We start from the raw sequence: 14,455 nt of genomic DNA, 5'->3' as shown, positions 1-14,455 counted from the left end.
TAATCAACTTTTAAAAAAAACTATTTATGAAAAAAATATTTACTCTTTTTTTGATGACTATTTTTATTACAAATAGTTGTTCTGACGAAGACTCTCTAATAAACGATAATTCTCAAGAAAAATTAGAGATTAATGATGTTGTCAATCAAATTATAGAACAGGGTCATAACTTAGATGATATTAAAGAATTAAAAGACTATTATCTTGTTGAAGATGATATTTTGTTTTCCAAAAATATAGAAGATTATAAAAAAATAAATGCAAAACAAGCGAACACACACAACTTAGTAAGTTCAGGTGATAATAGAGTTATTAGAGTAAAATTAGATAAGTCTCTGACAGGTTGGTATACAGCTTTAAGTAATGCTATTAGTCATTGGTCAAATATCTCTGGAAGTGGGGTAACATTTATTTTAGATCCAACTGGTTTTCAGACTATGATATAGTTGTTAAAAGTGATGGTGGTATTTTACCAAATTCTACAATTGCAGCTGCAGGATTCCCTACAAATACAGGAAAAGCATATAATGAAATTTTAGTTAATACAGATTTTAACAATAATTATCAGGTGTTAGAAAGTCAAAAAACATATAATTTAGTTCATGAATTAGGACATTGTATAGGATTTAGACATACTAATTGGTATTCATTAGGAGAAGGATCAGGCTCTGTGGGAGCTAATCAAATTCCAGGATCACCAACTTCAGATTCTAACTCGGTTATGAATGGAGGGACTGCGTTAAATTCATGGAAAGGCTTCTCGAACTGGGATATTTTTTCTGTAAAATATTTATATTCAGATGTTGGATGTAAATTTAAAATAGTTACTGAAAAAGAAGAATGTGCTATAGGAAATTATCAACAATCAGCTTTATATAATGCAGTTATAATGGGTAACTTTAATGACGATTTAGGTGTATGGACAACAGATAATCCAAATATTGTTGTTATTAAGAACTACCAATCAGCTAAATTTGGAATTAATCAAAATTTAATAGGAACGGATTGGACTTCCGTAGAAGGAAATTTGATCTATACAAATAACGGTTGTATTAAGAAATTTAAAGTAAAACTTAATAATTGTATTAATACATCTTATGATGATTAAACTTTTTCTTATAAAAAAGTTCTTCGTGTTTGTAAATCGCTTTTTTGGGTTCTCCAAAGAAGCGATTTTCGTTTAGTATAACTATTTTATTTTAAATCATTAAAAATAGTTATTTAGAAAAATTCCACGTAAAATAAACTATTCGTACATTTGTACTATTAAGAATTGAAACAATGGCATTAACAGAAGAACAATTAGATTCGATTGGAGAAAAACTGGTTGAAAAATTCAAAACAGTTTTTGATCCAGAGATTCCTGTTGATATATACGAATTAGGATTAGTATACGATGCTCAGGTAAATGCAGATGGAGAAGTAAAAGTAACAATGACACTTACATCACCAAACTGTCCTGTTGCAGAAAGTTTACCATTAGAGGTAGAACAACGTGTAGAAGAAATAGAATATGTAACTAAATGTTATGTAGAAATCACATTCGATCCTCCTTGGGATAGAGATATGATGAGTGAAGAAGCAAAATTCGAATTAGGAATGTTATAATTTAACATTCCTATTTTTTTTGTATCTTAATCCAACAAATTCAAAACACTAAAACTTATGGGATATTTAGGAATAATTATATTTCTTGGAATTATTTTCCTTTTTTTATTCGTATTTACAGTAAAACAACAAACTGCAGTTGTAATCGAGCGTTTCGGAAAATTCAATAGTATTCGTAATCCAGGATTACAATTCAAAATTCCGATGGTGGACAGAATAGCAGGAAAAATGTCACTTAAAATACAACAATTAGATGTTGTTGTCGAAACGAAGACAAAAGATGATGTATTTGTTCGCTTAAAAGTTTCTGTCCAATATCAAGTCATCAAAACACAAGTTTATGATGCATTCTATAAACTTGATAATCCTTATACACAAATTACTTCTTTCGTTTTTGATGTTGTTCGAGCTGAGGTTCCAAAACTTCGTTTGGATGATGTTTTTGAGAAAAAAGATGATATTGCAGTTGCCGTAAAAAGTGAATTACAAGAAGCAATGAATTCGTACGGATACGAAATTGTGAAAACATTGGTTACGGATATCGATCCAGATGAGCAAGTAAAACATGCAATGAATCGTATAAATGCTGCCGAACGTGAAAAATTAGCAGCACAATATGAAGGTGATGCAGCTCGTATTTTGATTGTTGAAAAAGCAAGAGCAGAAGCAGAATCGAAACGTTTGCAAGGTCAAGGTATTGCAGATCAACGTCGCGAAATAGCAAAAGGTTTATTGGAATCGGTTGATGTATTAAATGGAGCAGGAATTACTTCACAAGAAGCATCTGCATTAATTGTGGTGACACAACATTATGATACCTTACAAGCAATTGGAGAGAAATCTGGAAGCAAACTAGTTTTGTTACCAAACTCACCAACTGCAGCTTCGGAAATGTTGAATACAATGGTAACATCATTTACTGCAGCGCATCAATTAAACGAACATCAAATTAAAAAAGAAGATTCATCAACGCAGAGAAAGAATAAACCAAATCAAGGAGATTCGTTTACTTTCCCAGAACATCCTTAAAGTGAAGGTTAGTACTATACTTATTTTTATATTGTCATTTTTAATTGGAATTACTAGTTGTAATTTTAAAAGTGATGAACAACAATATGCAGAGGAATTAATTGAAAAAGTTGAATTCTTTCGTAAAATTAATAATAGAATTCCTGATAATGTTTCTGAAATAGGAATATTAGAAGAAATGGATAGCCCAGCTTTTTATCAAAAGGAAAATGATTCAACTTATATTATTTGGTATGGATTGGGTATTGGAGAATCTAATGTTTATAATTCTTTAACAAAAGAATGGAAAAAGGAAGGATAAATAGAAAAAAAGCCACTTCATCGAAGTGGCTTTCTAATATCTCAATACTTATATTTAAAGTCTAAGTCTATCCAACTTGAACACCGTTTGGCGTTTCTTCTTCTGGATTTACAAATGTTAATTTTCCGTCTGCTTTATCGGCGAATAATAACATACCATTTGATTCTATTCCACGAATTTTACGAGGTGCTAAATTTGCTAATACCATCGCTTGTTTTCCTACGATTTCTTCTAACGTAAAATGTTCTGCAATACCAGAAACAATCGTACGAACGTCCATTCCTGTATCAACTTTTAGTTCGAATAATTTATCTGCTTTTTCCACTTTTTTCGCTTCTAAAATAGTTCCGATACGGATATCCATTTTTTGGAAATCATCAAAAGAAATCAATTCTTTTTGAGGTTCTGCGTTTGGATTTGTCATATTATTTTTGACTTTACTTTCGTTTAATTTATTGATTTGTGCTTCGATAGCTTCATCTTCGATTTTTCCAAAAATCAATTCAGATTGACCTAATTGATGTCCTGTTGCTACAAATTCGTCAGTTGATTCTAAATCATCCCAACTCATTTTTTCTAAGTTCATCATTGTTAACATTTTTTCTGAAGCGAAAGGGATAAAAGGTTCTCCCAATTGTGCCAATGCAGCAGCAATTTGTGTTGCAGCATACATAATTCCTTTTACAGCTTCTGGATCATCTCCTTTTTTCCAAGGTTCTTGTGCTTGTAAAAATTGATTTCCAAGACGAGCTAAATTCATATATTCTGTTAATGCAGCACGGAATTCATATTTTTCTAAATGATCGCCAATGCGTTTTGCAAAATATTTGATTTCAGTTAATTCTTCAAATTCAATTGTTTTTTTAGGAACAATTCCTTCGTAATATTTGTGAGAAAGAACCATTACACGATTGATGAAGTTTCCTAAAATACCAACTAATTCAGAATTATTTTTTGTCTGAAAATCTTTCCAAGTAAAGTTATTGTCTTTATTTTCTGGCATATTTGCCGTTAAAACATAACGTAATGTATCTTGTTGACCTGGGAAATCTTCTAAATATTCGTGCGCCCAAACAGCCCAATTACGAGAAGTTGAGATTTTATCATCTTCTAAATTTAAGAATTCATTTGCAGGAACATTATCTGGCATAATGTAATCGCCGTGAGCTTTCATCATGGTTGGGAAAATAATACAGTGAAAAACAATATTGTCTTTTCCGATGAAATGAACCAACTTTGTTTCTTCGTTTTGCCAATAATCTTTCCAATTTTTTCCATTTTGTTCAGCCCATTCTTGTGTGAAAGAAATATAACCAATCGGCGCATCAAACCAAACATACATTACTTTTCCTTCAGCTCCTTCTACAGGAACAGGAATTCCCCAGTTTAAATCGCGTGTCATTGCACGAGGTTTTAAACCATCGTCTAACCAAGATTTTACTTGACCATATACGCTCGATTTCCAATCATTTTTATGACCTTCTAATATCCATTTTGATAAGAAATCTTGGTATTGATCTAACGGTAAATACCAGTTTTTTGTTTCTTTTTTGATTGGTGTATTTCCAGATAAAGCTGAACGTGGATTGATTAATTCTTCTGGACTTAATGTAGAACCACATTTTTCACATTGATCACCATAAGCATCAGGATTTCCACATTTCGGACATTCACCACGGATATATCGATCTGCTAAAAATTCGTGCGCTTCTTCGTCGTAAAATTGTTCTGTAACATCTTCTGTAAACTTGTTGTTATCATACAAATTTTTAAAGAAATCTTGTGCAACTTCTTTGTGTTTCTCAGATGTTGTACGAGAATAAATATCGAAAGTAACCCCAAAATTAGCTAATGTATTTTTGATGTTTTCGTGATAACGATCAACAATATCTTGTGGTGTAACACCTTCTTTTTTAGCACGAATAGTGATTGGAATACCATGTTCGTCCGATCCTCCAATGAATGCGACATCTTTTCCTTTTCTTCTCAAAAAACGTGCATAAATATCAGAAGGTACATAAACACCAGCCATGTGACCAATATGTAAAGGTCCATTAGCATAAGGTAAAGCTGCTGTAATTGTATATCTTTTTGGTTGACTCATTTACTTAAAATCTATAAGTGACAAAGATACGATTTGTTGTTTGTTTTGTTAAAACCTTTTTCTAATTTTATAAGGTAAAACTATACTATGGAAGAAAAAGCAACTGTAACCCCAGATGAAGTGGTAACTGATACAATTACGAATTTATTTACGTATGCTAATTATTTTTTGGTTGCAGGGCTTGTTGTGTTGTTAACGTATATGACGATTAGAGATTTTAAGAAAAAACAACGTGAAAAGAAATTAGCGCAAGAGCGCGAAGCATACAACAATCAGTTTGATTATGATGAAGAGAAAGAAAACGAAGAAATCTAAATAAAATAAAATAGCCACTCAATATTGAGTGGCTATTTGTTTATATCAATTAGTTATTGACCATCTTCATCTGGAACTTCATAGTTTTCGCCTACGCTTTCACTACCACTTCCTTCGATAATTGGACCTGGATCATACATTTCATTATAATTATGAAATCCGTATGTATTCGAACAATCCCAATGTTTTTCGATGTCTTTTGGTTTTTCGAATTTATCTCCAGGAGTTACACCAAATTTTCCACCTTGTTTATATACTCCTTGCATATAGTATGCCCAAATAGGTAAAGCTGTATTTGCTCCTTGTCCAGTAGCTGTGCTCGCAAAGTGAGCAAATCGGTCTTCTGCACCAACCCAAACTCCTGTGACTAAGTTTGGTGTTAATCCCATAAACCAACCATCAGAGTTTTCATTCGTTGTTCCTGTTTTACCTGCAATTTCAGCATTTATACCATAACGATTTCTCAATCGTGCTCCAGAACCTCTATCTACAACACCTTTCATAAGGTCTATCATCGTATACGCTACATTTTCGTTTACAACTTCACGTGTTTTTGGGGTATAGTCTTTAATAACTTTTCCTTGTTTATCTTCTATTCTCAAAATTAATTGAGGTTTGATATAAATACCACCATTTGCAAAAGCACTCATAGCACCAACCATTTCATATAAAGATAAATCGGCAGAACCTAATGCAATTGTTGGATCTTTTACGATAGGAGATTCAACACCAAGGTCACGAGCCATTTGAATAACAGGTTCTGTTCCTGTTTGCATGATTAATCTGGCTGCTACAATATTTGTTGAATATGCTAATGCAGTTCTTAAATCTTGAGATCCGCCATATTTACCATTTGCGTTACGAGGAGACCAATTTCCTGGGATTCTCTCGTTAGAAACCGTATGACAAGGTGTTAAACCTAATTGATTAATCGCTGTTGCATAAACGAACGGTTTGAATGTTGAACCAACTTGACGACGTGCTTGTTTTACGTGGTCAAATTTGAAATAATCCCAATCAATTCCTCCAACCCAAGCTTTGATTGTTCCATCTTTTGGATCCATAGACATCAAACCAGCTTGTAAAATATGTTTGTGGTATTCGATAGAATCCATCAAAGTTTTTCCTTTTTTGTACTGAACTCCATTCCATGTAAAGAATTGAACAGAGTCGCGGGGAGTATTGAAAACAGTTTCGATTTCAGCTTCAGATTTTCCTTCAGCTTTCATCTTTTTGTACAAATCAGTACGAGCCATAGCTTGTTTAAAGATTTGAGTTCTTTTAGCTGCCGAAACATTATAAAAAGGAGCTAAACTACGTCCACGTTGTTCTCCAAAGAATTGATCTTGTAAAACTTTTAATTGTTTTTTTACTGCTTCTTCAGCTAGCGCTTGCATTCTAGAATCTAACGTAACATAGATTTTAAGTCCATCTTTTTCAAGATTATAAGATTTTCCTGTTTCTTTTTCATAATCAACCATCCATTGTTGAATTTCCTTTCTCAAAGCAGATTTGAAATATGCTGAATGTGATTCATCATGTTTCATAATATCTTGCTTATCTGTAACCAATGGTGCATTTTGAGCAGCTTCTCCTTCAGCTTGAGAAATTTTGTTGTATTTCATCATTTGCTTTAAGACAAGATTTCTTTGCTTTTTAGAAACTTCTGGATATTTTACAGGATTATAAGCAACAGGATTTTGGAACATCGAAACTAATGTTGCGGCTTCATCTAAATTCAATTCTTTTGTTGTTTTATTGAAATAAACTTTAGAAGCAGATTCAATTCCTTTTGCCCCGTAGATAAAGTCGAACTTATTGAAGTACATTGCAATAATTTCTTCTTTTGTGTACAATTTTTCTAATTGCACAGAAGTAACCCATTCTTTTAATTTCTGTATAACACGTTTTACTTTATTCGAAGAAGGATCTTTTGTATACAACTGTTTAGCTAACTGTTGTGTAATTGTAGATCCACCACCAGATTCTCCTCCAGAAGTAATTGCACGAGCAGCCGCTTTAACGTCTACACCAGAATGGTCGAAGAAACGAACGTCTTCTTTTGATAACAATGCATCCACCAAATAAGGAGGTAAATCTTTGTAATCAACTGGTGTTCTACGTTCTGCTTCGAAACGATCTAACAAAACGCCATCAGAAGAAATAATTTCTGATGATACATAAATATCAGGATTTTCTAAATCACGTACATTGGGAATTTCACCTAACCAGCCGTTAGATGTTGCCCAAAAGATTCCGAAAAGGCCTAATACTGCACCAAAAAATAGTACCCAAATGGTTACGATTATTTTTTTGGCTAATGAAAAGCTATTAAACTTCTTTTTTGCTTTAGAAGTTTTGCTTGTTTTAGGATTTTTATTGTTTTCCATTCTGTATTATTCAGCTTTATCAACAATCAAACTAATGTCTTCGATTCCTTTCAAATTCTTTGTTCGCATACCTTGCCAAACTTTTAGTTGATAGCGACCAGAGTCTTTTATTGGTAAATTTTCGCGATAAACCAACATCATTTCTTTTGTTGTCATTCCTTTACCAATCCAACTTCCATCAGGATTTGCAATGTAATACTGTAAAGTATCAATCATTTCATTTCCTTTAGGATCGATGAATTTCGTGAACAAATATAAGTTACTATATTCATATGACGTATTATTTCTTAACACAAATCCAATGTTAACTGCCGAAGGTTTAGGATCTTTAACATCAAACGTAAAGGTTTGAGGTTGATTACTTTTCCATTCGTCTTTTACATCTTTTGTGTCTTGATAATAATGTTTAGCCTCGCAACTAAACAATAAAAAGACTAAAATAAAAAGCAAACTACTGTTGCGTATCATCTGGTTTTGGTCCACGATTAAATCTTTTTTTATTTCGATTTTTCGATTTATTTGGATTTGGTTGAGAATTATTTGGTTGATTCTCTTCCTTAACTTTCAGTTTTTGCTCAGCGGTTTGATTATTTTGCTGAGGTTGTTTTTTAGGTTGTTGATTTAACTGATTAGCCTGATTATTTTGTTGGCTATTATTGTTTGGATTATTCGGTTTTCGTTTTTGTTGATTACGATTGCGAGTATTTCCTTGCGGCTTTTGCTGATCAGTATTTGGTTGAGCTTCTTGCTTTTTCGCTTGAATTGGCTGTTGCTTCTCTTTTGGCTGATTTGGTTGCTGATTCTGATTAGGATTCGAATTTTTGTTTGGTCTATTTTGATTATTCTTTTTAGACTGATTTGGATTCTTTCCTTGTTTATTTTCAGGGCGATTTGCTTGATCTTTACGCTCATTTGGCTGTTTTGGTTTTGCCTTTTGAGGTTTTTGATTATTCGCATTTGCCGCAACTTTTTCGTTTCCAGAATTTTGATTATTCTTAATTCTTTTACGTTTTTTGTTTTGCTTTTCTTTGCGCTCAAAACGTTCCAAAGAATCTTCTCCGATTACATCTTTAAAATCTGGTTTTGATTCTTCTACATTTTTAGCTAAATCTTCTAAAGGTTCGGTTTTTTGACCTTTTGCAGTGATTGCTAAAAATTCTTGAATGTCGTCTACCGAGAATTTATACCAAACAATTCCTCCTTTGTCGTAAGCAAACCACATTTCTTTTTTGAACACATCTATTTTAACACAATGTGCCCAACCTTTTTCAGTTTCGAAACGGCTTTCCATTGATGGAAAACTGTTTAATGCATCTAAATATGAATCTAATTCAAAATTCAAACAACATTTTAATTTACCACATTGTCCTGCTAACTTTTGAGAGTTAATTGACAATTGTTGATAACGTGCAGCAGCCGTGCTCACAGAGCGGAAATCTGTTAACCATGTAGAGCAACATAATTCGCGTCCACAAGATCCGATTCCTCCAACTTTTGCAGCTTCTTGACGATATCCAATTTGTTTCATTTCAATTCTTACGCCAAATTTACCTGCGTATTCTTTGATTAATTGACGGAAATCGACACGTCCTTCTGCTGTATAATAAAATGTAACTTTCGCTCCATCTCCTTGATACTCAACATCACAAATTTTCATTTCTAAATTAAGGTTTTTAGCCATAATTCGAGAATCTACCATTGTTTGTTTTTCTCTATCACGAAACTCTATCCAAGTTTCGATATCTTTTTGGTTCGCTTTGCGATATACCTTTTTGACATCTTCCGCAGTCCACGAAAGATTCTTTTTTTTCATTTGGATTCTAACAAGCTCACCCGTAAGTGTAACAACCCCGATATCATGACCGGGCGTTCCTTCAACAGCGATTACATCACCTATATTTAGAGATATGTTGTTTTCGTTTTTATAATAAAACTTTCGATCGTTTTTAAATCGAACTTCTACAAAATTGAACTTTTCTTGTCCATTTGGAAGTTGCATGTTCGATAACCAATCAAAAACTGATAATTTTCCACAACCATCAGTGCCACAAGCACCATTATTGTTACATCCTTTCGGAAGGCCATTAGAAGTTCCACAAGATCCACATCCCATGCTTCTATAATTTTTTTTAATGACAACACAAAGGTATGAAAATATTTTTCTGAAATTGTGAAATCATTTCGCTTATAAAATTGATTCTAAATAGAATCGAAAACTTCTGAAAATGAATAGGTTTGATCTAATCGAACTCCTTTTTCTGTTAATTTTAACGTAGCCAATTCGTTAACATGATCGTGTTCAAAAAACAAAATATATTCATTTTCGACAGCTTTTTGTAGAAACGTTCCTTTTTCTTCAACTGTTATTAAAGGTCGTGTGTCAAACCCAATTACATAAATTAGTGGAATATGTCCTACGGTTGGGATTAAATCTGCGATGTACACTATTTTTTTTCCTTTGTATGTAATAATTGGTAACATTTGTTTTTCGGTATGTCCATCAACAAAAAGTATATCAAAACCAAGCGGAGAATTTTCTAAAATAGAGCCATTTTGAGGTAAATCAATAAAATTTAGTTGGCCACTTTCTTGTATTGGTAAAATATTTTCTTTCAAAAAAGAAGCTTTTTCGCGTGGATTTGGATGTACTGCCCAATCCCAATGATTTGCATTTGACCAAAATTTAGCATTTTTAAAAGCTGCTTCTAAATAATCTTTTTCTTTATTATACTGAATAGCTCCTCCACAATGATCAAAATGTAAATGAGTTAAGAAAACATCTGTAATATCATCGCGATGAAATCCGTGTTTTGCTAATGAATTATCTAATGAAAAATCTCCCCATAAATAATAGAATCCGAAGAATTTAGCATCTTGTTTTGTTCCTATTCCTGTATCAATCAAAATTAATCGATCACCATCTTCAATTAATAAACAGCGCATTGATAAATCGATTAAATTGCGAGCATCTGAGGGATTTGTTTTATTCCAAATCGATTTTGGGACAATTCCAAACATTGCGCCGCCATCTAATTTAAAATTTCCAGTTTCTATTGTGTATAATTTCATTTTTTGTGATTTCTAAAAATTATCTTATTGATTTAACGAAGATAAAAAAATAGAATATTATTAAAATAAATATCTATTATAGATTTGAACAACTTAAATTTGCAAAAAATTTGATTACAATGGCAAAAGAAGTTCGTGTAAGATTTGCGCCTAGTCCAACTGGTGCATTACACATTGGAGGAGTACGTACAGCGTTATACAATTATCTTTTCGCAAAACATAATAACGGAAAATTCTTATTGAGAATTGAAGATACAGACCAAACACGTTATGTGGAAGGTGCTGAACAATATATTATCGATTCGTTGAAATGGTTAGGTTTAACACCAGATGAAGGTGTTGGTTTTGGCGGAGATTTAGGGCCATATCGTCAATCTGAACGTAAAGAGATTTACAAAGAATATGTAAACGAATTATTAGCAAACGGAAAAGCTTATTATGCTTTTGATACAGCTGAAGAATTAGATGAAGCGCGAGCAAAAGCAGAAGAGAATAAAGAAACTTTTATCTATAATTGGTCGACAAGAGGAAAATTGAAAAATTCATTATCAATGACAGAAGCTGATACAAAAGCTTTAATTGAAAATGAAACACCTTACGTTATTCGTTTTAAAATTGATGAAACTCGTACAGTTTTGTTAGATGATATGATTCGTGGTAAAATTTCAATAGATGCGTCTACTTTAGATGATAAAGTATTGTTTAAATCTGATGGAATGCCAACTTATCATTTAGCAAATATCGTAGATGATCATTTAATGGGAATATCGCATGTTATTCGTGGAGAAGAATGGTTACCATCAATGGCATTACACGAATTGTTGTATGATGCATTTGGTTGGGAAGCACCTCGTTTTGCACATTTACCATTGATTTTGAAACCAGAAGGTAAAGGAAAATTGAGTAAACGTGATGGAGATAAACATGGATTCCCAGTTTTCCCAATGGAATGGAAAACAGAAGAAGGTGTTGCAAAAGGATATAAACAAGAAGGTTATTTTCCTGATGCAGTACTTAATATGTTAGCTTTATTAGGATGGAATTCAGGAACTGAGCAAGAAATTTTTACAATGGAAGAATTGATTCAATTATTTTCATTAGAAAAAGTTTCAAAATCAGGTGCACGTTTTTCTCCAGAGAAAGCAATATGGTTCAATCATCAATATTTGCAACAAAAATCTGTTGAAGAATTATTACCATCTTTTGAAGAAGTTTTGAAAGAAAATGGAATTGAAGCTAATCCTTCTTTAGATACAAAAGTGATTGAGTTACTAAAAGAAAGAGCAAATTTTGTGAAAGATATTTTTGAACAAGGTAAATTCTTTTATATTGCTCCTTCTTCTTATGATGAAAAAGCAGCTAAAAAGGCTTGGAAAGACGATTCAAAAGATATTTTAGGGAAATTTATTGAAGTTTTAAATTCATCAGAATTTACTTCGGAAGTTTTACATGATACAATGGCAGATTTTGTTGCAGCACAAGAAATAGGTTTCGGTAAAATCGGAATGCCTTTACGTCTTAGTTTAGTTGGTGCATTACAAGGTCCAGATGTTCCTGTAATTATGTCAACTTTAGGTAAAGAGGAAACAATTGCACGTATCAATAAAGCGATTGAAGTTTTAGGATAAAATTATTCGAGTATTTAAACTATAAAAGCCATTTGCAATGCAAATGGCTTTCTTTTTATAAATTGATTTTAACTTCGTCTAATTGATTCAGTTCATCTTGAGAAAATATTCGATAATTGATTTTAAATGTTTTCCCAAGCGGAACTTCTAACGAAAAACCTCCAGCACCAATAGCATCAATAACATCCAATTCGAAATGAGCATGTTTCCAGTATTCGAACAAATCTTTATCCACCCAAAATTCAACACCATCTATTTCGCCAATACAAACATCTTTGTAGCGAAGATAAAACTCTCCTTTTCGGAAACATTGTGGTTGAGTACCTTCACAACATCCTCCCGCTTGATAGAGCATTAGATCGCCATGTTTTTCTTTTAATTGTTGAAGAAGATTTATTGCTTTTTCAGTGGCATCAACTCTTTTCATTCTGTTATTTTTTTGATGATTTGACTGTTTTGTCTAGAAAAATCCTAATTTCTTTTTGCTGTAAGAAACCAACATATTTTTAGCTTGACGGTAATGTTCTAACATCATTTTGTGGTTTTCACGTCCAATACCAGATAATTTATAACCTCCGAAAGGCGCTCCAGCAGGATAGCTATGGTATTGATTCACCCAAACACGACCAGCTTGAATTGCACGTGGAACTTTATATAATTGATGTGCATCACGTGTCCAAACACCAGCACCTAAACCATAAATAGTATCATTAGCGATTTCTATTGCTTCTGCTTCATCTTTAAATGTTGTAACGGCTAAAACTGGTCCGAAAATTTCTTCCTGAAAAATTCTCATTTTGTTATTTCCTTTGAATAAAGTAGGTTTAATGTAATAGCCTGTTTCGCATTCACCTTCTAAGTGACTAGCATCTCCACCTGTTAACAGCTCAGCACCTTCTTCTTTTCCTAATTTGATATAACTTAATATTTTATCATATTGAACTTGAGAAGCTTGTGCTCCAATCATTGTTTCTGGATCTAAAGGATTTCCAACTTTAATGGCATTTACTCGTTCAACAACTCGTTCAATGAATTTATCATAAATAGATTCTTGAATTAATAAACGAGAAGGACATGTACAAATTTCACCTTGATTTAAAGCAAATAATACAGCACCTTCAACTGCTTTATCTAAGAAATCATCATCATGTTCCATTACAGATTCGAAGAAAACATTTGGCGATTTTCCTCCTAATTCTAATGTAACAGGGATAATATTTTCTGTAGCATATTGCATTACATAACGTCCTGTAGCTGTAGAACCCGTAAATGCTGCTTTTGAAACTTTAGGATTTGTAACTAAAGCGCGTCCTAATTCGCCTCCGAAACCATTGACAATATTAACTACACCAGCTGGTAATAAATCTCCAATTAATTCAAAAAGATAAAGAATAGAAATAGGAGTTGATTCAGCTGGTTTTAAAACAACACAGTTTCCGGCAGCTAAAGCAGGGGCTAATTTCCAAACAGCCATTAATATTGGGAAATTCCATGGAATAATTTGAGCAATAACACCAAGTGGTTCGTGAATAATAATTGAAACAGTATCTTTATCTAATTCATTTATAGAACCTTCTTCTGCACGAATTACTGAAGCAAAATATCTAAAATGATCAATTGCTAAAGGAATATCAGCATTCAAAGTTTCTCTTACTGGTTTTCCATTATCATAGGTTTCAACAGCTGCAAGATCTTGTAAATGTTGTTCCATACGATCTGCAATTTTATTTAAAATAATGCTTCGCTCAGTATGAGATGTTTGCCCCCACGTTTTAAAAGCTTCGTAAGCTGCATCTACAGCTCTGTCTAAATCTTCCTCAGAAGAATGAGCAGCTTTTGTAAATACTTTTCCTGTAAGAGGAGTTATAACGTCAAAGTATTTTCCGTTTATAGGAGGTGTAAATTCACCATTGATGTAATTATCATAATGATCTTTGAAAGTAGGTACATTAATTAAGTTTCCCATGATATTCAATTTTTATAATTTATACTAAAATACTTATTTATGTAA

The 14,455-nt window shown here is 32.6% G+C and carries 14 protein-coding genes; 7 read left to right on the top strand and 7 right to left on the bottom strand.

The window, feature by feature from the left end; translation table 11 throughout:
• Positions 1-26 precede the first annotated feature (26 nt).
• From ACMHJW_RS12975 to ACMHJW_RS12955, 5 genes are all read left to right on the top strand, one after another.
• A complete protein-coding gene (locus tag ACMHJW_RS12975) occupies positions 27-446 on the top strand; it encodes a hypothetical protein (protein WP_413533835.1) in 420 nt (139 codons plus the stop codon).
• Positions 377-1,108: a M57 family metalloprotease gene (locus ACMHJW_RS12970; protein ID WP_413533834.1), complete on the top strand. Its 732-nt coding sequence runs from the start codon at positions 377-379 to the stop codon at positions 1,106-1,108. The genes ACMHJW_RS12975 and ACMHJW_RS12970 overlap by 70 nt, the downstream gene beginning before the upstream one ends.
• A 173-nt stretch (positions 1,109-1,281) precedes the next feature.
• Positions 1,282-1,608, top strand: coding sequence for an iron-sulfur cluster assembly protein (locus tag ACMHJW_RS12965; protein ID WP_291046743.1), 327 nt, complete (start codon positions 1,282-1,284; stop codon positions 1,606-1,608).
• Between the two features lie 57 nt (positions 1,609-1,665).
• Positions 1,666-2,637: an SPFH domain-containing protein gene (locus ACMHJW_RS12960; RefSeq protein ID WP_413533833.1), complete on the top strand. Its 972-nt coding sequence runs from the start codon at positions 1,666-1,668 to the stop codon at positions 2,635-2,637.
• Position 2,638: 1 nt separating this feature from the next.
• Positions 2,639-2,938 carry a hypothetical protein gene (locus ACMHJW_RS12955; protein WP_413533832.1) on the top strand — a complete coding sequence of 100 codons (300 nt, stop codon included), beginning with the start codon at positions 2,639-2,641 and terminating at the stop codon, positions 2,936-2,938.
• A 67-nt stretch (positions 2,939-3,005) separates the two neighbouring features.
• Here ACMHJW_RS12955 and metG read toward each other — a convergent pair whose 3' ends face one another.
• Complete coding sequence (gene metG / locus ACMHJW_RS12950) at positions 3,006-5,042, bottom strand: methionine--tRNA ligase (RefSeq protein ID WP_413533831.1); 2,037 nt, start codon at positions 5,040-5,042, stop codon at positions 3,006-3,008.
• A gap of 87 nt (positions 5,043-5,129) precedes the next feature.
• Here metG and ACMHJW_RS12945 point away from each other — a divergent pair, with 87 nt between their 5' ends.
• Entirely contained in the window at positions 5,130-5,357 is a 228-nt protein-coding gene (locus ACMHJW_RS12945; protein WP_413533830.1) for a hypothetical protein, read from the top strand.
• Positions 5,358-5,410: 53 nt separating this feature from the next.
• Here ACMHJW_RS12945 and ACMHJW_RS12940 read toward each other — a convergent pair whose 3' ends face one another.
• The 4 genes from ACMHJW_RS12940 to ACMHJW_RS12925 form a co-directional block, all read right to left on the bottom strand.
• Positions 5,411-7,747 (bottom strand): penicillin-binding protein 1A, encoded by a 2,337-nt coding sequence (locus tag ACMHJW_RS12940; protein WP_413533829.1) that lies wholly within the window; start codon positions 7,745-7,747, stop codon positions 5,411-5,413.
• Between the two features lie 6 nt (positions 7,748-7,753).
• On the bottom strand, positions 7,754-8,215 hold the full coding sequence (locus tag ACMHJW_RS12935; protein ID WP_084106949.1) for a gliding motility lipoprotein GldH: 462 nt from the start codon (positions 8,213-8,215) through the stop codon (positions 7,754-7,756).
• The gene (locus ACMHJW_RS12930) at positions 8,199-9,860 is read right to left on the bottom strand and encodes a stage 0 sporulation family protein (protein WP_413533828.1); all 1,662 of its coding nucleotides are present in this window, start codon (positions 9,858-9,860) and stop codon (positions 8,199-8,201) included. The genes ACMHJW_RS12935 and ACMHJW_RS12930 overlap by 17 nt, the downstream gene beginning before the upstream one ends.
• A gap of 86 nt (positions 9,861-9,946) precedes the next feature.
• Positions 9,947-10,816, bottom strand: a complete 870-nt coding sequence (locus ACMHJW_RS12925) for an MBL fold metallo-hydrolase (protein ID WP_413533827.1) — start codon at positions 10,814-10,816, stop codon at positions 9,947-9,949.
• Between the two features lie 119 nt (positions 10,817-10,935).
• On the opposite strand from ACMHJW_RS12925, the gene gltX reads away from it, so the two are divergent.
• Complete coding sequence (gltX, locus tag ACMHJW_RS12920) at positions 10,936-12,444, top strand: glutamate--tRNA ligase (RefSeq protein ID WP_413533826.1); 1,509 nt, start codon at positions 10,936-10,938, stop codon at positions 12,442-12,444.
• A gap of 55 nt (positions 12,445-12,499) precedes the next feature.
• Here the strand turns inward: gltX and ACMHJW_RS12915 are convergent, their stop codons facing one another.
• Both ACMHJW_RS12915 and ACMHJW_RS12910 read right to left on the bottom strand, forming a co-directional pair.
• The gene (locus ACMHJW_RS12915) at positions 12,500-12,871 is read right to left on the bottom strand and encodes a DUF779 domain-containing protein (protein WP_413533825.1); all 372 of its coding nucleotides are present in this window, start codon (positions 12,869-12,871) and stop codon (positions 12,500-12,502) included.
• Positions 12,872-12,904: 33 nt separating this feature from the next.
• Positions 12,905-14,410, bottom strand: a complete 1,506-nt coding sequence (locus ACMHJW_RS12910) for an aldehyde dehydrogenase family protein (protein ID WP_413533824.1) — start codon at positions 14,408-14,410, stop codon at positions 12,905-12,907.
• Positions 14,411-14,455 lie beyond the last annotated feature (45 nt).

Source organism: Empedobacter brevis, from assembly GCF_965118635.1.
GTDB classification, from domain to species: Bacteria; Bacteroidota; Bacteroidia; order Flavobacteriales; family Weeksellaceae; genus Empedobacter; species Empedobacter brevis_A.
The sequence above is the reverse complement of the archived record's forward strand: the minus strand, read 5'-3'. Positions and strand labels throughout refer to the sequence as shown.